Raw genomic sequence first — 18682 nt, 5'->3', positions numbered from 1 at the left:
CCGTGCGGACGCACCTGACACCGTCATAAACTGACGTTATCAATGTGAGCGCGCCATTTTGGTCGCTATGCTTCTAAAACCGCGCTCACATGCCTCCCGCTATGGAGAATATCGGATCACCTCATGCTATCGTCTCGCTCGGAGACTGATAGAAGGCCGTGCATCTCGATCCCGCCACCCTGCTGATCGTCAGTTCCGTGACGACCCTGCTGGTCGGCACGCTGTTCCTGCTGTCGTGGCGGCAGGCGCCGTCCTCGCGGGCCCTGGCGATCTGGGGCGCCGCGCATATCGTGGGCGCGTTCGGCTCTACCGGCCTCGCCCTGCGCGGCCAGATCCCCGACCTGCTGTCGATCGGCGTAGCCAACGCGGTGGTGCTCGCTGCCTATGGGCTGATCTGGAGCGGCGTCCGCTCGTTCGAGGGGCGGCCGGCCCGGGCCGGCTTGGCTCTGGCGGGTGCGCTGATCTGGTGCGCTCTCTGCTTCGTGCCGGCCTTCTATGACTCGATCGAGGCGCGGATCATCTACGCGTCGGCCGCCGCGACCCTCTATTGCGGCGATGCGGCTGCCGAATTCTGGCGCGGTCGCCGGGAACGCCTCGCTTCGCGGGGTGCGGCCGCCACCATGCTGGGGCTGCACGCCTTCTTCTACCTCGTGCGGATCCCCTCGACGCTGCTGGCGCCGCCGCAGCCCGGTCTGAACCCGCTGACATCCCCCTGGGTGGCGATCCTGTGCTTCGTCACCCTGATGTTCTCGATCGCCTCGGCCTTCACCTTCATGGCCTTGGTCAAGGAGCGGGCCGAGCGCGAGCAGCGCGCCGCGGCCTCGACCGACCCGCTCACCGGAATTCCCAATCGGCGTGCCTTCGCGAGCGCCGCGGAGGCGGCCCTCGCCACAAATCAGGACGCCGCCCTGCTGCTGTTCGACCTCGACCGATTCAAGGCCGTCAACGATGTCCACGGCCACGCCGTCGGCGACGCGGTGCTGATGGGTTTCTGCGCCATGGCCGGCTCCCTGCTGCCGCGTGAGGCGATGCTCGGCCGGCTCGGCGGCGAGGAATTCGCCTGCCTCCTGCCCGACGTCTCCCCCGCCGAGGCTCTGGCGCGGGCCGAGGACTTGCGCCGGACTTTTTCCGGCCTGTCGGTGCCGGAGCTGCCGACCCTGCGGGTCAGCGTCAGCATCGGGATTGCGCAGGCCCGGGACGGGGCCGATTTCGAGACGCTGATGCGCCGGGCCGACGCGGCGCTCTACGTCGCCAAGCACGGGGGCCGGGATCGCGTCGCGGTGGCCGAGCTCGGACACGCCGCCTAGGGCGGCCCTGTCGGAAATCCGGCGCGGATGCGCTATCGCGGGCCGGATTGGAGACCGGCCATGGACGAGCCCACCCGCATCGACCGCCTGGAGATGCGCCTCACCGAGCAGGACTCGGTCATCGAGGACTTGAACCGCACCGTGACGGAGCAGTGGCGGGTGATCGACCGGCTGGTCCGCCAAGTCGAGGCTCTGCGGGATCAGGTCGAGGAGGCGGCGGCGCGGTCCGCCCCCCGAGGGCCCGAACCGCCGCCGCCGCATTATTGAGGGACCCGGCGCGCCGCTTCAGGCGACGCGCCGGGTCGATGTCAAAAATTCGCCTGGGTGACGAACTTGGTCACGAGGTAGGCGTCGAGCGCTTCCGAGCCGCCCTCGCTGCCGTAGCCGGATTCCTTGACACCGCCGAAGGGTGTCTCCGGCACGGCGAGGCCGTGGTGGTTGATCGAGATCATCCCGCTCTCCACCGTGTTCGACACGCGCGCGGCCCGCTCGGCCGAGCGGGTATAGGCATAGGCGGCGAGCCCGTAGGGCAGGCGGTTGGCCTCGGTGAGCGCCTCCTCGTCCTCCGAGAAGCGGTTGATCATCGCCACCGGGCCGAACGGCTCCTCGTTCATCATCCGGGCGGTCAGCGGCACCTCGGTGAAGACCGTCGGCTCGAAGAAGTTGCCGCGGTTGCCGATGCGTTTTCCGCCCGCCCGCAGGGAGGCGCCGGCCGATTCGGCGTCGGCGGTCAGCGCTTCGATGGCCTCCAGGCGGCGCCCGTGGATCAGCGGGCCCATCTTAGTGTCGGGGTCGAGGCCGTCGCCGACCTTCGCGCTCTTGGCGTAGCTGGTGAAGCCCTCGACGAACCGGTCGAAAACCGAATCGTGCACCAGGAACCGGGTCGGCGACACGCAGACCTGGCCGGCATTGCGGAACTTCGACGGGGCGAGGACCGACACGGCCTTCTCCACGTCGGCATCGCCGAACACGATCACCGGGGCGTGGCCGCCGAGTTCCATGGTGGCGCGCTTCATGTGCTCGCCGGCCAGCGCCGCGAGCTTCTTGCCGACCACCGTCGAGCCGGTGAACGAGATCTTGCGGATCACCGGGTGCGGGATCAGGTAGGCCGAGATCGTCGCCGGGTCGCCGTAGACCAGCGACAGGGCGTCGCCCGGAATGCCGGCATCCAGGAAGGCGCGGACCAGGGCGGCGCAGCTCGCCGGCGTGTCCTCGGGACCCTTGAGGATCACCGTACAGCCGGTGCAGAGCGCCGCCGAGATCTTGCGCACCGCCTGGTTGATCGGGAAGTTCCAGGGCGTGAAGCAGGCCACGGGGCCGACCGGCTCGCGGATCACCGCCTGTAGCACGCCGTCGGCGCGGGCCGGGATGACGCGGCCATAGGCGCGCTTACCCTCCTCGGCGAACCAATCGATGATGTCGGCGGCGGCCAGGGTCTCCACGCGCGACTCGGCCAGGGGCTTGCCCTGCTCCTGGGTCATGATACGGGCGATCTCGTCGACGCGGGCACGCAGCAGGTCGGCGGCCTTGCGCATCAGCTTGCCGCGCTCGAACGGCGACACTTTCCGCCAGACCGGGAAGGCGCGGGCTGCCGCAGCCAGGGCCTCGTCGAGATCCGCCGTGGTGGCGACGGCGCACTGGCCGATCGTCTCGCCGGTGGCCGGATTCAGGACGCCCAGGGTCTCCCGGTCGGCGCCCGCGCGCCAGCGTCCGGCAATGTGAAGCTCGGTATCCGGATACATCGGTCAATTCCCGCCCGGCCGCATGCTCGGCCGTGGCCCGACATGTGGCAACGTGGCGCGGATCGACAATCCCGTTCCGGGCATGGCTGAGGTGGGATCGGAACGTTCGTCGCCGAAGCCGATTCAGGCGGCACGGGAGCGGACGGCCTCGGGGCCGGTCACGACGGTGGCGTGGCCGTGCCGAGCCCGGAGCGTGCCGCCCTTCGGGACGACCCGCCAGCCCTCACGGCAGCCGTCGATCGGCTCGGACACGACCACGATGCCCCCCGGCCCATCGCGAAAGTACAGGCTTGGCGGCCGGCCGTCGCAGGCCCAGCGATAGGCGGTCAGGGTCTCGCCGTCGGTGAGCAAGGCGGTGAAGCGCAACGGCTCGGAGACGCCCGCCTCCTTCATCAGGCCGCGGATCGTCTCCAGGGTGCGGGCCATGGCGCCGACCGGATCCTGCTCGAGCCCATTGGCCAGGGCCAGCAGGAAGATCACCTCGGAATCGGTGCTGCCGCGCCGGTGATCGTAGAACGTGTCCGGGATCAGGGCTTCGAGCCGCCGCTTGATCCGGTGGTAGCCGCCGATCTGGCCGTTATGCATGAACAGGTGCCGCCCGTAGACGAACGGGTGGCAGTTCGCCCGGGCGGTGGCAGTGCCGGTAGAGGCGCGGACATGGGCGAAGAAGGTTCGCGCCCGGACCTGGCCGCACAGGTTGACCAGGTTCTCGTCCGACCAGGCCGGGGAGATGTCGCGATAGATCCCGGGTTCCGGGCGCTCGCCGTACCAGCCGATGCCGAAGCCGTCGCCGTTGGTCTCGGTCTTCCCCTCGTCGGCATGCAGCGACTGGTGCACCAGCGAATGCGTCGGCGCGCAGACCAGGTCCGAGAGAAAGACCGGCTCACCGCTATAGGCGAGGAAACGGCACATATCGGACGACGATCCTTCTCTAGGCCCGCGCGCGATCCGCTGACGGCCAGCCCGGAACGGAACGGGAGGCCACGAATGAGATTAACAGTCGGTCCACATGGGTGAACAGGTTCTTAACCGGGACCCAACTGCGCCATTTTCGGGCGTTCCGGGCAAAAATGGCGCCGCTTGATTGCCAAGCGGGCAGGGAGGTCAACCACAAGGACCCTTGCACAAGAACCCTTGTGAGCCGGCTCCTGGCAGGCCAGCATGGCCGAATCGGGGAATCACCGGTCCATCAATGAGGCCGCGACCCGAAAAGGGGTTTCAAGCAACCGAAAGCAGGAGATTTTTTCATGGATCGCGCACAGCCCGAGTGTTTCGCCCCCGTGGCGCTTGTCGTGGAGGACGACGCGGCGGTGCGCCACCTCGCGACCGCGGTGCTGGAGGAAAGCGATCTCGGCGTCATCGCCTGCGAGAGCGCGGAAGCCGCGCTCTCAGTGCTGGAGCGGTCCGACGTCACCGTGGCCCTGCTGTTCGCCGATATCCGCCTGCCGGGCGCCATGGACGGCGTGTCGCTCGCCCAGGCGGTCGAGCGCCGCTGGCCGGATGTGCGCGTGGTCGTCACCTCCGGGGCGAGCCGCGACGAACGCCTGCCCGACCAGACGGTCTACATGCAGAAGCCCTGGCGGGCGCTCGACGTGCTGGTCCAGGCCGAGCACGCCACGATGGCCGCCAAGGCGGCCTGAGGCGGGGCGACGCGCGCCCCTTTCCGGTTAGCGGGGAGGGGGGCGCGTATTCGGGCTACTCGCAGTCCCTATCGCGTCGCAGACCCTCCGATGGTCGAGCCGTTATCCCGCTCAGCCGCACCAGTCGGTTTCTTGCGCGGGGTTGCAGCTTCCTCCCCCGTCAGTGCGAGCGCAGCGAAGCAACCCCGGGGAAACGCCATGTTCGGGAAGCGCGCGCTGCACTGGGTTGCTTCGCTGCGCTCGCAATGACGGGGCGCTGAACGACCGAACCGGAACTTGGGCGGATGGACCAACGGCCGCTGCGGCCGCGCCCATGATCGTCACGATCAAAGCGATGATCAAACGCAAGAAGCCCGGCCGCTCGCGCGGTCCGGGCTTCTGCCGTTCGAGACGAACGCCTTAGGCGACGGGCGCCGGGTTCACCGGGACCTGGCCGGCCGGGTTGCCACCCTGCGGGCCGGCGGCGGACGGCGACGGGAAGCCGGGGCGACGGCTGCCGGCCGGGAAACGGGGCTTCGGCTTCGGAGCGGCGATCAGGCCCTCGCGGATCGCGGTCTTGCGCGCCTGCTTGCGGGCGCGGCGGACGGCTTCCGCCTTCTCGCGAGCCTTGCGCACGGACGGCTTCTCATAAGCCTTGCGCTGCTTCATCTCACGGAAGATGCCCTCACGCTGCATCTTCTTCTTGAGGACGCGGAGCGCCTGATCGACGTTGTTATCGCGAACGAGTACCTGCAACGGACTTGATCCTCTGGACCTGGATTTGGGGCTCGCGCAGTTCGCCGCCGATCTGGAAACCGGCAACGTCCCTCGCCCGGGAGAACCCGGGAGGGACGGGAACGTCGGTTTCCGAATCGGCGTGGAACCCACGCCTTGGCGCGCCTTCTACACCAAGCGCGAACCAGTTCCAACATCTTCGCCGCATCGATCTTCGCAGTGGGCGTATCGAATTCCGCGGCGGCGGGGCGGATGCCGGTTCGTGCACATCAGCCCTGCTTGAGCGCGATTTGGTGTGGAGGCCGATTGCAACGCGCTCGGACGCGGCTCTACGCTGCGGGGATGACGACCGACGACTCGCAGCAATTCGCCAGCGACAACTACTCCGGTATCTGCCCGGAGGCCTGGGCGGCCATGGAGGCGGCCAATCGCGGCCACGCGCCGGCCTATGGCGAGGATGCCTGGACGGCCCGGGCCGCGGACGCATTCCGCCGCCTGTTCGAAACCCGGTGCGAGGTGTTCTTTGCGTTCAACGGCACCGCCGCCAACGCACTCGCCCTGGCCTCTTTGTGCCAGTCCTACCACAGCGTGATCTGCGCCGACTCGGCCCACGTCGAGACCGACGAGTGCGGCGCGCCGGAATTCTTCTCCAACGGTTCGAAGCTGCTTACGGTCCGCACCGAGGGCGGCAAGCTTTCCCCGGACGCGATCCGCGGCCTCGCCACAAACCGCAGCGACATCCATTTCCCGCGACCGCGGGTGGTCACGATCACGCAGCCGACCGAGACCGGGCAGGTCTACACGCTGGCCGAGCTGCGAGCGCTCTCGGCGACCTGCCGCGAGCTCGGTCTCGCGCTGCACATGGACGGCTCGCGCTTCGCCAATGCCTGCGCCAGCCTCGGATGCAGCCCCGCCGACATGACTTGGCGGGCGGGGGTCGACGTGCTGTGCTTCGGCGGCACCAAGAACGGTATGCATGCCGGTGAGGCGGTGGTGTTCTTCGACCCGAAACTCGCCGAGGATTTCGGCTTCCGCTGTAAGCAGGCGGGCCAGCTCGCCTCGAAGATGCGCTTCCTGGCGGCCCCGTGGGTCGGCATGATCGAGAGCGGCGCTTGGCTCCGCAACGGTGCCCACGGCAATGCCTGCGCCCGGCGCTTCGCCGATGCCGTCGCCGGCCTGCCGGGGATCCGCGCGCTGTTTCCCGTGGAGGCCAACGCGGTCTTCCTGGCGATGCCGGCCGCGACCATGGAGCGGCTGCGGTCCCGAGGCTGGCGGTTCTACACCTTCATCGGCGGTGGCGCGCGGTTCATGTTCGCCTGGGATGCCGAGCCCCAGCGCGTCGATGCCCTGGTCGCCGACCTGCGCGCCCTAGCGGCCGAGGCCGCCTGAGGCCGGGTTTCAAAGAGCTCCGCCCTTTGGCGAGGTTCAGGGGCGGAGCCCGGAGGCTTGCAGGGCTCCGCCCTGCACCCGCAAAAGGTCGATGACCTTTTGAAACCGGGACTTGGATCAGCCGACGCCCCGGCGTCTTTGCCAATACCGGGGCTTGCCGCTACACGATCCCGAGACCTTCGCCCGAGACCGCACGCGCCGGGCGACGCCCCTCACGTTTTGCCGACCCAGAGCGTTCGCTCCATGCTGATGCAGACCAAGACCGAAGCGAAGCCGGCCGACCCGGTTGCGCGGCGGCGCACCTTCGCGATCATCTCGCACCCGGACGCGGGCAAGACCACGCTGACCGAGAAGCTGCTGCTGTTCGGCGGCGCGATCCAGCTCGCCGGCGAGGTCAAGGCCAAGCGCAACCGGGTCTCGACCCGGTCCGACTGGATGGGCATCGAGAAGGAGCGCGGCATCTCGGTGGTCACCTCGGTGATGACCTTCGAGTATGGCGACTGCGTCTTCAACCTGCTCGACACGCCGGGCCACGAGGACTTCTCCGAGGACACCTACCGGACGCTCACCGCGGTCGATTCGGCCGTGATGGTGATCGACGCCGCCAAGGGCATCGAGGCGCGCACGCGAAAGCTGTTCGAGGTCTGCCGCCTGCGCGACATCCCCATCGTCACCTTCGTCAACAAGCTCGACCGCGAGGCCCGCGACCCGTTCGAGCTGCTCGACGAGATCGAGAAGACGCTGGCCCTCGACGTCGCCCCGGTGACCTGGCCGATCGGTACCGGCCGCAACTTCTCCGGGACCTACGAGCTCGGTGGCAACCGCGTGCGCCGACTCGACGCCGCCGAGGATGCCGGCATGGTCACGGTGTCCGGGCCCCAGGACCCGCTGTTCGACGAGCTGCTCACCGAGAACGGCGCGGCCGATGCGTGGCGCGAGGAGGTGGAGCTGGCCGAGGGCGGCCTGAAACCCTTCGATCTCGACGCGTTCCGCGAGGGCCACCTGACGCCGGTGTTCTTCGGCTCGGCGCTGCGCAATTTCGGCGTGCGCGACCTCATCGACGGCCTCGCCAAGGTGGCGCCGCCGCCCCGGGGCCAGGATGCCGACAAGCGCCTGGTCGAGCCGACCGAGCCGCGCATGACCGGCTTCGTGTTCAAGATCCAGGCGAACATGGACCCGAACCACCGGGACCGGATCGCGTTCATGCGGGTCTGCTCGGGCAAGCTCAGCCGCGGCATGAAGGCCCGGCTGGTGCGTACCGGCAAGCCGATCTCGCTCTCGGCGCCACAATTCTTCTTCGCCCAGGACCGCGCCATCGCGGACGAGGCGTTCGCCGGCGACGTGGTCGGTATCCCGAACCACGGCACCCTGCGGATCGGCGACACGCTGACGGAAGGCGAGGACATCGTGTTCCGCGGCGTGCCGAGCTTCGCCCCGGAAATCCTCCGGCGGATCAAGCTCACCGACGCCATGAAGGCCAAGAAGCTGCGCGAGGCGCTCCAGCAGATGGGCGAGGAGGGGGTCGTCCAGGTGTTCGTGCCCCAGGACGGCAGCCAAGCGATCGTCGGCGTGGTCGGCGCGCTCCAGCTCGACGTGCTCAAGGAACGCCTCCAGGCCGAGTACGGCCTGCCGGTGGATTACGAGACCTCGCGGTTCTCGGTCTGCCGCTGGATCGAGTCGGATTCGGAGGTCGAGCTCGACAAGTTCATCGATACGCATGGCTCGGCCATGGCCAAGGACCTCGACGGCGCCCCGGTCTTCATGGCGACCACGGCGTTCTCGCTCCGCTACGAGGAGGAGCGCTATCCGGCGGTGCGCTTCACCGACGTGAAGGACTATCAGAAGCGGGCGGCGTGATTCTTTTGGGGGGCGGACGCGCGTCAGTGCCCCTCAGAACTTCCCGAGCATCGGGAAATCCGCCGTCAGCGTCGACTCGGCCGCGATCGGGGCGTCGCGCTTGCGCGGCTTGCGATTGAGCACCTGCTTCAGCTTGCTTTTCAGCACCGCCATGTCGAACGGCTTGAGGATGAAGGCGTCGGCCCCGGCCTGGTGAGCGAGGTTGATGTCTTCGAAGTCGAAGGACGATTCAGTCAGCATGAAGGGCGTGTTCATCAGCGCGTCGTCGGCGCGGATCTCGCGCAGCAGGCTGAGCCCGTCCATCGGCTCCATGGTCAGGTCGGAGATCACCAGGGCGTAGCGGCGCGTGCGCAGCCGCTCCAGCGCCTCGGCGGCGGTGGTGACTCCTTCGACATCGGGGAAGCCGATCCGGGTCATCAGCATCACCACCAGACGCAGGAGCTTCTCCTGGTCGTCGACGATGAGGATCGGGGGCGTATCGCTCTCGGGCATCGCTGCGCTCAGATGAAGAGGTGGTCGATGCCCTGACGGGACATCGCGTCGTTCTGGAGCGCCACGCAGAGCCCGTGGATCGCGGTCGCCTTCGGGGTGCCGCGCTGGAGCATCGGCAGCAGGTTGGCCTTGGCGAACAGGCCGTCATTCGCCGCGGTGCGCTGGGCGCTCTTGAAGGAGTGGACGAACTCGCGCTTGGCGATCTCCCGCCACTCGTTGATCTGCACGTCCCGGTGGCGCTGGTCGGCGCTGACCCGGTCGAACGTCTCGTGCACCGACGTGCGCTCGCCCTCGATCACTTGGCAAGCGAAGTTGCCTTCGATGATCAGGAAGCTAGTGATTACCGAGAACTCGTTCTTCTTCTGTGCGACTCGCCCGATCTCGTTGATCTGCTCCGACCGCTTCGCGGGATCCGGGGACAGATTGAGGCGCGAGAAGTAGATGATGTGGACGAGGCTCGTCCGTTTCGCCCGCATGACCTCGAGATCCGCAATCCGTTCCGCTTCAGCGCGTTTGTGCAGGACGCTTCCCGCCTAGCCTAACCCGCCTGCGATCCTCGCGCGAGCCGGATAACACCCCGTAAACGTGCCGCGCCAAACTGTTCGGATCGGCGCGGCCTCCGCTGCGGCAGAATCTGCCGAGTCGGCACCTCCGGCCGGTCAGGGCTGCCGAGCCGGCCGCGACCCATGTCTTATCCGGCAATGACTTAGCTCTGGCATGGCGGTTGCGGTCGCTTGATCCAGCCGGCCAGTGCGGCGCGTATCGGGATCGCATGCCATGGATCTTTTCACCGCCCTGCAGACCTCGGTCTCCGGACTGCAGGCGCAGTCCTACGCCATCAGCAACATCTCCGGGAACATCGCGAACTCGCAGACGACCGGGTTCAAGCGGATCGACACCAGCTTCGTCGACATGATGTCCGAGACCACGCCGAAGCGCGAGGTCTCCGGCTCGGTGCTGGCCCAGTCGCAGCTCACCAACACGATCGGCGGAAACGTCGTGGCGTCGAGCGTCCCGACCAACATGGCGATCAACGGCAACGGCTTCTTCACGGTGGTGCGCAAGACCGGCGATTCGAACGGCGCAGCGACCTTCAGCGGCACGAACGTCTACACGCGCCGGGGCGACTTCTCGCAGGACAAGGACGGCTACCTGGTCAACGGCGCCGGCGGCTACCTGACCGGCACGAATCTCGACCCGGTCACCGGCCAGGCGACCAGCACGGGGCTGCTCAAGATCGGCAACACGTCGCTTCCGGCCCAGCCGACCACGTCGCTGACCTACGCGGCCAACCTGCCGGCGACGCCGGCCACCACCGCGTCCGCCACGTCGGGCTCCGACGTGTACAATCAGCTGCCATCAGCGGTCGTCCTAACGGGAGCCACGGTGCCCGGCCCCACGGTGCCCTCGGCGAGCGCCGGAACCTTCGTGAACAACAGCATCGCGGGCCCGTCCATCACCGCCTACACGCAGACCGGCGCGCCGGTGACCTTGAGCACGCGCTGGGCCAAGGTTCAGGATGCGTCCACGACGCCGTCGCAGCCCTCGGTCTGGAACCTCTACTACGCCTCCAATCCCTCGGCCTCGGCGAATTCCACGGCTTGGCAGAATGTCGGCACGGCCTTCACCTTCGACTCCACCGGAAAGCTGACCGCGCCGACGACCAGTCCGGTCTCGCTCGGCAACGTGACCGTGGGCGACTACACCTTCGCGAACATGACCATGAATGTCGGCACGGCCGGCCTGACGCAGTATGCCGACACGTCGGGGGCCGTGACCACCAACACGCTGAGCCAGAACGGCAACAGCGCCGGCACGCTGACCAGCGTCGCGATCGGCGAGGACGGCAAGATCAACGGCACGTTCTCGAACGGGTCGGTGCTCGGGCTCGCCACCGTGGGGATCGCGCAGTTCGCCAATGCCGATGGGCTGAAGGCCGATTCGAACGGAAACTATCTTCAGACGGCGGAGTCCGGGCCGGCCCTCGTCGGGCTGAACGGGAGTACGATCACGGGCGCCAGCAATGAGCAGTCGAACACCGACATTGCCACCGAATTCTCTAAGATGATCGTAACCCAGCAGGCCTACTCTGCCAACACGCGAGTCATGTCGACGGCTCAGACGATGATGTCTGACCTGCTCAACGTGATCCGCTGAGTGAGGACTCGATCCGAACCGCGGAGGCCGTGAGATGTCGCTGAACGCGCTTTCCACCGCGACCGCCGGACTTGCGGCGACGCAGGCGGCGATCAACCTCGTCTCGCAGAACGTCGCCAATTCCGGCACGGCCGGCTACGTCAAGCGGACGCTCTCGACGGTCGCCACCGGGACCAACAATTCCGGTGTCGCCACCGGGACGATCACGCGCAGCTTCGATGCCGCCGCGCTCAAGCAGCTGCGGCTCGAGACCTCGGGGGCGGCCTATACGAGCACGAAGGCCGGCATCGCGTCCCAGCTCGATACGCTCTACGGGACCCCCGGCAGCGCGGCGTCGCTCGACGGCACGCTGAACACCTTCACGGAATCGCTCCAGGAGCTTGCCGCCAACCCGACCTCGGCGGCCGCTCGGACCACCGTGCTGAGCAACGCCTCGGCGCTGGCCAGCCAGATCAACGGCGCCGCCGCCTCGGTGCAGAACCTGCGCACCGGGGTCGAGGCGCAACTCGGAACCGACACGCAATCGGCCAGCACCTTGCTGTCCAACGTCGCGAAGCTCAACGCCAAGATCCAGAACACCACCGACGCCTCGTCCCTGGCCGATCTCCAGGACCAGCGCGACCAGGTGATCAACACGCTCTCGAACTACATGGACGTCCAGACCGTCGCGCAGCGCGACGGCACCATCTCGGTGCTGACCCAGTCCGGCGTGACCCTGGTCGATCGCGGCAACGCGGCGACGCTGAGCTTCGACGGCCACGGGACGCTGAGCGCCAATTCGAGCTACTCGGCGGACCCGGCGAAACGGACGGTCGGCACGATCACGGCGACGCTGCCGGGCGGCGGCAAGATCGATCTCGGAGCGCAAGGCGCCATCCGGTCGGGGAGCCTCGCCGCCGGGATCGAGCTGCGCGACCAGATCCTGCCGCAGGCCCAGCGCCAGCTCGATGACCTCGCCGGGGGGCTCGCCAGCGCGCTCACCAACACCAGCGTCGGCGGCACGCTCAACACCACGACGACCAATGGCATCACGGCCAGCGACACGACGATCACCCTGCCGAAGATGCAACCCGGCAATTCGGTGACCTTCCAGATGACCGACAGCACGAACACGGTGCGGAACGTGACGCTGGTCGCGTCGACGACCCAGAGTAACGGCACGATCATTCCCGCCGGACAGACGACGGATGCCAGCGGCCTGACGCTGACGTTCAACGCCAGCGGCGGTCCGACCACCTACTTCACGCAGATCCAGGCCGCGCTAAACACGTTCAACAGCGATCCCGCGTCGGCCCCCTACAAGCTCCCTGCGCTCGGCGTCACGAACGGCCCTGCGACGGCGGCGAATGCGACGCTCACGCTCACGGCGGGCGGCAAGGTGGCGAGCGCCGCGACCGCGAGCATCACCCAGCCGACATCGCCGACCGATCTGACCACGGGCTACCCGCAGCTCGCCCTGTTCACCGATGTATCCGCAGCGCCGCCGCCAACCCCGCAGCTGTTCACCGGCTCGTTCGACAGCGGCTCGCAGCTCACCGGCTTCGCGCAGCGGATCGCGGTCAATCCGGCGGTCTCCGGCAACACCTCGGCGCTGACCGCATCGAGCGCCACGGATACGAGCGCCTCGGGCGGGCGGGCGCAGGCGATCTTCACCGCCCTGACCTCGACCCAGCAGACGTTCTCGTCGTCGAGCGGCATCGGCGGCGTCTCCGCGCCCTACCGGGCGAGCGTCGTCGGCTTCGCCCAGGACGTGATCGCCTCGCAGGGCTCCGCCGCCTCGAACGCCGCCTCACTCAACGATACCCAGCAGACCGCGCTCTCGACCGCGCAGAGCCGGTTCTCCGCGGGCGCGGGCGTCAATATTGACCAGGAAATGTCGAACCTGATCGCCCTGCAGACGGCCTACGGCGCCAATGCCCGGGTGCTCACGGCCGCGCGCGACATGCTCAACCAGCTGCTGCAGATCTGACCATGACGACGATCTCACCCTTCGCGGCCGGTTCCTACGTCACCAACCGGAACACGTCGCAGCTCCTGACGCTGAAGAATCAGCTGAACGACCTGTCGAACCAGCTCTCCAGCGGCAAGGTCTCCCAGACCTATGGTGGGCTCGGCACCGGGCGTTCCACGGCGCTCGCCGCCCAGGCAACCCTAAGCGCGCTCGACGGCTACGGCGCCGGCATCACCGCGGCCCAGACCCGGACCGACCTCGCGGTCACCAGCCTGACCCAGGTCGCGAAGCTGGGCACCGACGCCCGCACGGCCCTGAATAACGGCCTGCAGAGCGTGGCCGCCAACACCACCGCGGGGCGCTCGATCGCGCTCGCCAACCTGCAGACGGCGCTCGACACGCTCAACCAATCGGCGGCGGGCAGCTACTTGTTCGGCGGCCGCGATACCACGACCCAGCCGGTGCTCGACGCCGACACGATCCTCAACGGCACCACCGACAGCCAGGGCAACAAGCTCGCCGGCCTCACCTCATTGATCAACGATCGGGTTACCGCGGAGTTGGGCTCGGGCGGCAACGGTCGGCTGACGCAGAGCTCGCCGAGCGCCACTTCCGTCCAGGTGACCGAGGAGACGAACGCCGCCACCCGCGGCAAGTTCGGCTTCACCCTGACCGGCACCCCGACTACCACCGGAACAGCGCTCAGCGCCTCGATCACCGGCACCGGCCCGGCCTCGCTCAACGTGGGCCTGTCGGCCCAGCCCGCCGCGGGCGACAGCGTCAGCTTCGCGCTGAAGATGCCGGACGGCACCTCGACCACCGTGACGCTGACCGCGGCCAGCAGCGCGGATGCCAGCTCGACCACCAGCTTCGCCATCGGGGCGAGCATGACCGACACGATGAAGAACCTGTCCGCCACGCTGACCAACGCCCTCAAGGGCGCGGCCACCAGCACCTTGGCGGTGAACGCCACCGCGGCGGTGACCCAGGACTTCTTCACGGGCTCGGCGAAGGGCGGCCCGTCCGGGACCGGGATCATGCCCCAGCAGCGCATCGTGTACGACACGACGCCAAGCAAGAACCCGATCGGCTACACGGCCGCCAAGGCGACCGATACGGTCCTCTGGTACCAGGGCGAGAACAGCTACGACACCGCGACGAACCCGCCGCAGCCCACCTCGGCCCTCGACACCCAGTCGGTTCAGGTGAGCGCCACCGGCAAGGTCGGCACCGGCGCGCGCGCCAACGACCCGACCATCCGGAACGTGCTCGCAGGCCTCGCAACCATGGCCTTCGCCCTGCCCACCGCGAGCGACGCCAACACCAGCGCCACCTACCAGACGGTGGTCAACAAGGCCGGGACGCTGCTGTCGGCCGCCGATCAGACCAATCCCAGCGTCCAGGACACCGTCACGCAGCTCAGCGTCGCCTCGACCCGACTGTCGAACGCCAAGACCACCAATACCGCCACCCAGACCACGGTCCAGAACACCCTCGACGGGATCGAGCAGGCGCCGACCGAAGAAGTCGTCGCCAAGCTGCTCGATGTCCAGAACCGGCTCCAGGCCAGCTACTCGGTCACGGCCTCGCTCTCGAAGCTCTCGCTGGTCAATTACATCAGCTGACGCCGGTATTCGGTCTCGCGACCATAGCCTCGCCGCTTTCCCGCAGTGAAGCGCGGATTGCGGTCGCTGCGGCCGCCCGATCGAGGAGAGGTCCGCATGGCGCTGTCCGAACCCGTCCACGTGACCCGCCGTCTCGGCACCACGGCGCAGGTCGGCGCCATCGTGATGGCCGAGCAGGCGATCGACACCTATCTCGACGGCTATGGCCGGCCCGACGACCGGGCCATCGCGCTCGACATCCTGCTGCGCGACCTCGCACGGCTGCGCTTCCTGGAGCCCGACCTCGACGGTTTCGTCGGCGAGGTCGAGCGCTACATCGATCTGCTGTACCGGGACCTCTCGCGCCGGGCCGCCTGAGATGGGCCGGCTGCGTTCGATCGCCCTGGTTCTCGCGGCATCGCTCAGTCTCCTCGGCCCCGCCGAGGCCCGGGATCTCGAGAAGGCCCCGACCGCAGCGGCGGCAATGCCGTGCCCGTCGAAGGGACCGGGCTTCGTGCGGATGCCCGGCAGCGCAAGCTGCATCCGCGTCTCCGGCCGGGTGATCGCGGGCGCCGACCTGCGAGCCGGTCACGGTGCCGGCGCGTCGAGCCCGCCCGTCATTGCCGGCCGCTTGGCGATCGACAATCGCGCCGACACGGATCTCGGCGAGGTGCGGACCTTCGTGCGGATCGGCAACGGCCGGCGCTGAGCTCGGCCCTACAGGTTCCGCGACAGCACCAGCGGCCCGCTGCGCACACCGCGGCCATACGGGGACGGCGCCGCCGCCTGCCGGCCGTAGCCCGACGGAAGCTGCGCCCGGCCGATCTCCTCGGCCAGCGACTTAATCAGCCCCTCGGAGACGGATTTCGCGCTGTCGAGGACCGACTGGTTCGCCTCCACGGCCGCGGTGAAGCGGCGATGGGCGGCCCGCAGGGTCTCGACCCCGTCCGGGTTGAAGCGCTTTAGGGCCACGGCGTTTGCCTTGGCGACTTCGAGCCCCTGCATGTAGGCGGCCGCCAAGGCGGCCTTGGGCTCGGCCGCCGCCAGACCCTCGCGCAGGCGTCCGGCCCGGACATGGGCTGCCTCCTCGGCCAGAACGGATTCCAGCGCCGCCATGTTGGCCAGCACGCCTCCGACCAGCGCCTCGGCGGTGACCCGGTCGGCGACGCGCAGCGGTTCAGCCCTTTGCATTGCCGGCTCCATCAACGGTCGCGCCCTGCATCTTCATGATCTCACGGAACACCGAATCGGCGATGCCGACGCCGCCGCTCTTCACGATCTGTCCCGCATATTCCTTGGTCAGCATCGAGCGGTAGACCCCGCCGCCGGTGCCGTTCTCGCCGAGCGGGCCTTCGGTCCCATCCGATTGCATCATCCGGTCGAGGCTGTTCTCCAGGAACATCGACTCGAACTCGGTGGCGGTCTTGTGCGCCTTGGCGGTGTTGGCGGTCTTGAGGATGCCGTCGGACACGCTGCCCGCGATGGCGTTCCCGACGCTGGCGGCGGCAGTGGCCGCGATGGTGGCGAGTGGCAGCATGATTTGGCCCTCCAGTCCCAAAAAATCACATCAGCTCGATATCGGCCTGGAGTGCTCCGGCGGTCTTGATCGCCTGGAGGATCGAGATCAGGTCGCGGGGGCCGACCCCGAGGGCGTTGAGCCCGTCGACCAACTCGCGCAGGCTCACACCTTCCTTCACCAGCGCCAATTTGTTGCCGTCACCGGTATCGACCTTCACGCTCGTGCGCGGCACCACGGTGGTGCGGCCGTTGGACAGAGGCGCCGGCTGGCTGACTTGCGGTTGCTCGCTGATGGTGACCGTCAGGTTGCCCTGGGCGATCGCCACCGTCGAGACGCGCACGTCGCGGCCCATCACGATGATGCCGGAGCGCTCGTCGACCACGACCCGGGCGGTCTGGTCCGGCTCGACCTTCAACTGCTCCACCTCGGTGATGAGACGGATCATGTTGCCGTTGTACTTGGCCGGGATCTGAATCGTGACGGTGGCCGGGTCGGTTGGCTCGGCCGTGTCGGCGCCCATGAAGTCGTTGATCGCCGCCGCGATCCGCTTCGAGGTAGTGAAATCGGGATTGCGCAAAGAGAGGCGCAGGCCGCGGGCGTCGTTCAGCTTGAACGCGATCTCGCGCTCGATATTGGCGCCGTTGGAGATGCGGCCGTTGGTCGGCACGCCCCGGGTGATCTTGGCGGCGTCGCCCTCGGCGGAGAAGCCGGCGATTGCCACCGAGCCCTGCGCCAGGGCGTAGACTTCGCCATCGGCGCCGAGCAGGGGCGTCACCAGCAGCGTACCGCCTTGGAGGGACTTGGCGTCGCCCAGCGACGAGACCGTGACATCGATGCGGGTACCCTGCGCGGCAAACGGCGGGAGGCTCGCCGTCACCATCACGGCGGCGAGGTTCTGGGTACGCATCGTGGCGCCCCGCGTGTTGACGCCGAGCCGCTCCAGCATCGCCTGCAGCGACTGCTTGGTAAACGGGATGTTGTTGAGCGTGTCGCCGGTGCCGTTGAGGCCGACCACGATGCCGTAGCCCACCAGCTGGTTCTGGCGGACCCCCTCGATCGAGGCGAGGTCCTTCACCCGCGACAGGGCGAGCGCTGGGCCGGGCGCCATCACCAGCAGCAGCACGCCGACGACGAGCGCGGCGAGGGCTGATGCGAGGAAACGGATGGGGTGGCTCGGGCGCATGCCGGGATTTTCGAGGGTGAACGGACCTGCCCACCTCCTGCCAGCCCCGTGCCAGCCGGACATTTCGCTTAAGTATCTGGCAAACCGTATCATTATTTGACCGGCCAGCCGCGGGATCGTTTGATCGACCGGCACCGAACCTGCCGACCCGGCAGGTTCTGCCGGCCTGTTTACCGGCGCTTAACCGTGCCGGCCGAGTGTCCGGAGAGCGCAGGGGCGCCCGGAGCGACACGAACACGATCATGCGCGTCGAGACTCGCCAGCCGATCCAGAATGCCGGCGGCGTCGCGGCCAAGGGCCGGGCCGAGGGCGGTCGCGGCTTCAGCCTCGACGCGGCGCCGGCTTCCGCCTCGGGCACCGGCGCACCGGCCGCGGCCGCGACCCTGGCCGGCCTTGACGCGGTGCTGCTGCTTCAGGGCGAGTCCGAGACTCCGCAGGAGCGCCGCCGCCGTACGGCCAAGCGCGGCCACGACCTGCTCGACGGCCTCGATCGCCTCAAGGCCGCAATGCTCGGCGGCCGCGTCGCCCCGCAGGATTTGCGCGCCATCGCCGGCCGCCTGGCCGAGCGCACAGCGTCATCGGGGGATCCGCGGCTCGACGGGCTGATGGCCGAGATCGAGCTGCGCGCCGCAGTGGAACTGGCCAAGCTGGAAGGCCGGCGCAGCGCATAAATCCACCGCCGTCATTGCGAGCGTAGCGGTAACTGCCCAGGATTGGGTCGTTGTCTTGACGAGTCATCGGGGTGTGTGAGTCAAGGTGAGGATGACGCTCGCCGTGACAGCGGAGACGGTTGAGAGGCTGCTGGGGCTGGCCGGCGAGCTTGAGCGACGCAATGCGCTGTTGGAGCGGGAGAATGCGCTTCTGCGGATCCGGGTGACGGAGCTGGAGCGTCGGCTGGGACTGGACAGTTCGACCAGCAGCAAGCCGCCGTCGGGTGACGGACCTGGCGGACCGGTGCGGCGGACCCGAAGCCTGCGCGAGACCGGGCTCAAGAAGCCGGGCGGCCAGCCCGGGCATCCCGGCCGCACGCTGAAGCAGATGGCGCAGGCCGATCACGTCATCGCGCACCGCCCGGCCGTCTGCGCCGGCTGCCGGACCCCGTTGCAGGATCTGCCCGGAGCGCTGGC

The 18682-nt window shown here is 68.4% G+C and carries 20 protein-coding genes; 12 read left to right on the top strand and 8 right to left on the bottom strand.

The features are described from left to right. Positions 1-158 precede the first annotated feature (158 nt). Together BM228_RS14895 and BM228_RS14890 are read left to right on the top strand one after the other, a co-directional pair. A complete protein-coding gene (locus BM228_RS14895; protein ID WP_092041878.1) occupies positions 159-1307 on the top strand; it encodes a GGDEF domain-containing protein in 1149 nt (382 codons plus the stop codon). A 60-nt stretch (positions 1308-1367) separates the two neighbouring features. Next, positions 1368-1574 carry a SlyX family protein gene (locus tag BM228_RS14890; protein ID WP_092041875.1) on the top strand — a complete coding sequence of 69 codons (207 nt, stop codon included), beginning with the start codon at positions 1368-1370 and terminating at the stop codon, positions 1572-1574. 41 nt (positions 1575-1615) lie between these two features. Here BM228_RS14890 and BM228_RS14885 read toward each other — a convergent pair whose 3' ends face one another. Next, entirely contained in the window at positions 1616-3049 is a 1434-nt protein-coding gene (locus BM228_RS14885) for an NAD-dependent succinate-semialdehyde dehydrogenase (protein ID WP_092041872.1), read from the bottom strand. Positions 3050-3172: 123 nt separating this feature from the next. Beyond that, positions 3173-3961, bottom strand: a complete 789-nt coding sequence (locus tag BM228_RS14880) for a class II glutamine amidotransferase (RefSeq protein ID WP_092041869.1) — start codon at positions 3959-3961, stop codon at positions 3173-3175. Positions 3962-4296: 335 nt separating this feature from the next. Here BM228_RS14880 and BM228_RS14875 point away from each other — a divergent pair, with 335 nt between their 5' ends. Next, positions 4297-4689 (top strand): response regulator, encoded by a 393-nt coding sequence (locus BM228_RS14875; protein WP_092041868.1) that lies wholly within the window; start codon positions 4297-4299, stop codon positions 4687-4689. A 399-nt stretch (positions 4690-5088) separates the two neighbouring features. On the opposite strand, the gene rpsU is transcribed toward BM228_RS14875, so the two are convergent. Continuing rightward, complete coding sequence (rpsU, locus tag BM228_RS14870; protein WP_092041866.1) at positions 5089-5424, bottom strand: 30S ribosomal protein S21; 336 nt, start codon at positions 5422-5424, stop codon at positions 5089-5091. A 321-nt stretch (positions 5425-5745) separates the two neighbouring features. Between rpsU and BM228_RS14865 the strand changes: the two genes are divergently transcribed. Together BM228_RS14865 and BM228_RS14860 are read left to right on the top strand one after the other, a co-directional pair. Further along, on the top strand, positions 5746-6792 hold the full coding sequence (locus tag BM228_RS14865) for a threonine aldolase family protein (protein ID WP_092041864.1): 1047 nt from the start codon (positions 5746-5748) through the stop codon (positions 6790-6792). Positions 6793-7035: 243 nt separating this feature from the next. After that, positions 7036-8649 (top strand): peptide chain release factor 3, encoded by a 1614-nt coding sequence (locus BM228_RS14860; RefSeq protein ID WP_092041861.1) that lies wholly within the window; start codon positions 7036-7038, stop codon positions 8647-8649. A gap of 33 nt (positions 8650-8682) precedes the next feature. On the opposite strand, the gene BM228_RS14855 is transcribed toward BM228_RS14860, so the two are convergent. Continuing rightward, positions 8683-9141: a response regulator gene (locus BM228_RS14855; RefSeq protein WP_092041858.1), complete on the bottom strand. Its 459-nt coding sequence runs from the start codon at positions 9139-9141 to the stop codon at positions 8683-8685. Positions 9142-9149: 8 nt separating this feature from the next. Further along, positions 9150-9617, bottom strand: coding sequence for a BLUF domain-containing protein (locus tag BM228_RS14850; RefSeq protein ID WP_092041856.1), 468 nt, complete (start codon positions 9615-9617; stop codon positions 9150-9152). Positions 9618-9918: 301 nt separating this feature from the next. On the opposite strand from BM228_RS14850, the gene BM228_RS14845 reads away from it, so the two are divergent. The 5 genes from BM228_RS14845 (at position 9919) to BM228_RS14825 (ending at position 15562) form a co-directional block, all read left to right on the top strand. Next, entirely contained in the window at positions 9919-11298 is a 1380-nt protein-coding gene (locus tag BM228_RS14845; protein WP_092041853.1) for a flagellar hook protein FlgE, read from the top strand. 34 nt (positions 11299-11332) lie between these two features. After that, positions 11333-13267, top strand: coding sequence for a flagellar hook-associated protein FlgK (gene flgK / locus BM228_RS14840; RefSeq protein WP_092041851.1), 1935 nt, complete (start codon positions 11333-11335; stop codon positions 13265-13267). A 2-nt stretch (positions 13268-13269) separates the two neighbouring features. Beyond that, the gene (locus tag BM228_RS14835) at positions 13270-14874 is read left to right on the top strand and encodes a flagellin (protein WP_092041849.1); all 1605 of its coding nucleotides are present in this window, start codon (positions 13270-13272) and stop codon (positions 14872-14874) included. A 96-nt stretch (positions 14875-14970) separates the two neighbouring features. Further along, complete coding sequence (locus BM228_RS14830; protein WP_092041846.1) at positions 14971-15231, top strand: hypothetical protein; 261 nt, start codon at positions 14971-14973, stop codon at positions 15229-15231. A gap of 1 nt (position 15232) precedes the next feature. Continuing rightward, positions 15233-15562 (top strand): porin family protein, encoded by a 330-nt coding sequence (locus tag BM228_RS14825; protein WP_092041844.1) that lies wholly within the window; start codon positions 15233-15235, stop codon positions 15560-15562. Positions 15563-15570: 8 nt separating this feature from the next. Here the strand turns inward: BM228_RS14825 and BM228_RS14820 are convergent, their stop codons facing one another. From BM228_RS14820 to BM228_RS14810, 3 genes are read right to left on the bottom strand one after another with little or no spacing between them, the layout of a single operon-like run. Beyond that, on the bottom strand, positions 15571-16044 hold the full coding sequence (locus BM228_RS14820; protein WP_092041842.1) for a hypothetical protein: 474 nt from the start codon (positions 16042-16044) through the stop codon (positions 15571-15573). Next, positions 16031-16390, bottom strand: coding sequence for a rod-binding protein (locus tag BM228_RS14815; protein ID WP_092041840.1), 360 nt, complete (start codon positions 16388-16390; stop codon positions 16031-16033). Before BM228_RS14815 ends, BM228_RS14820 begins: the two co-directional genes overlap by 14 nt. 25 nt (positions 16391-16415) lie before the next feature. Further along, positions 16416-17555 (bottom strand): flagellar basal body P-ring protein FlgI, encoded by a 1140-nt coding sequence (locus BM228_RS14810; protein ID WP_092041837.1) that lies wholly within the window; start codon positions 17553-17555, stop codon positions 16416-16418. 242 nt (positions 17556-17797) lie between these two features. Between BM228_RS14810 and BM228_RS14805 the strand changes: the two genes are divergently transcribed. Beyond that, positions 17798-18226, top strand: coding sequence for a flagellar assembly protein FliX (locus BM228_RS14805; RefSeq protein WP_092041835.1), 429 nt, complete (start codon positions 17798-17800; stop codon positions 18224-18226). Between the two features lie 91 nt (positions 18227-18317). Beyond that, on the top strand, positions 18318-18682 hold a 365-nt coding region (locus BM228_RS14800), incomplete at its 3' end, for a zinc finger domain-containing protein (protein WP_244537149.1).

The organism is Methylobacterium pseudosasicola (genome assembly GCF_900114535.1).
In the GTDB taxonomy this organism is placed as follows: domain Bacteria; phylum Pseudomonadota; class Alphaproteobacteria; order Rhizobiales; family Beijerinckiaceae; genus Methylobacterium; species Methylobacterium pseudosasicola.
The sequence above is the reverse complement of the archived record's forward strand: the minus strand, read 5'-3'. Positions and strand labels throughout refer to the sequence as shown.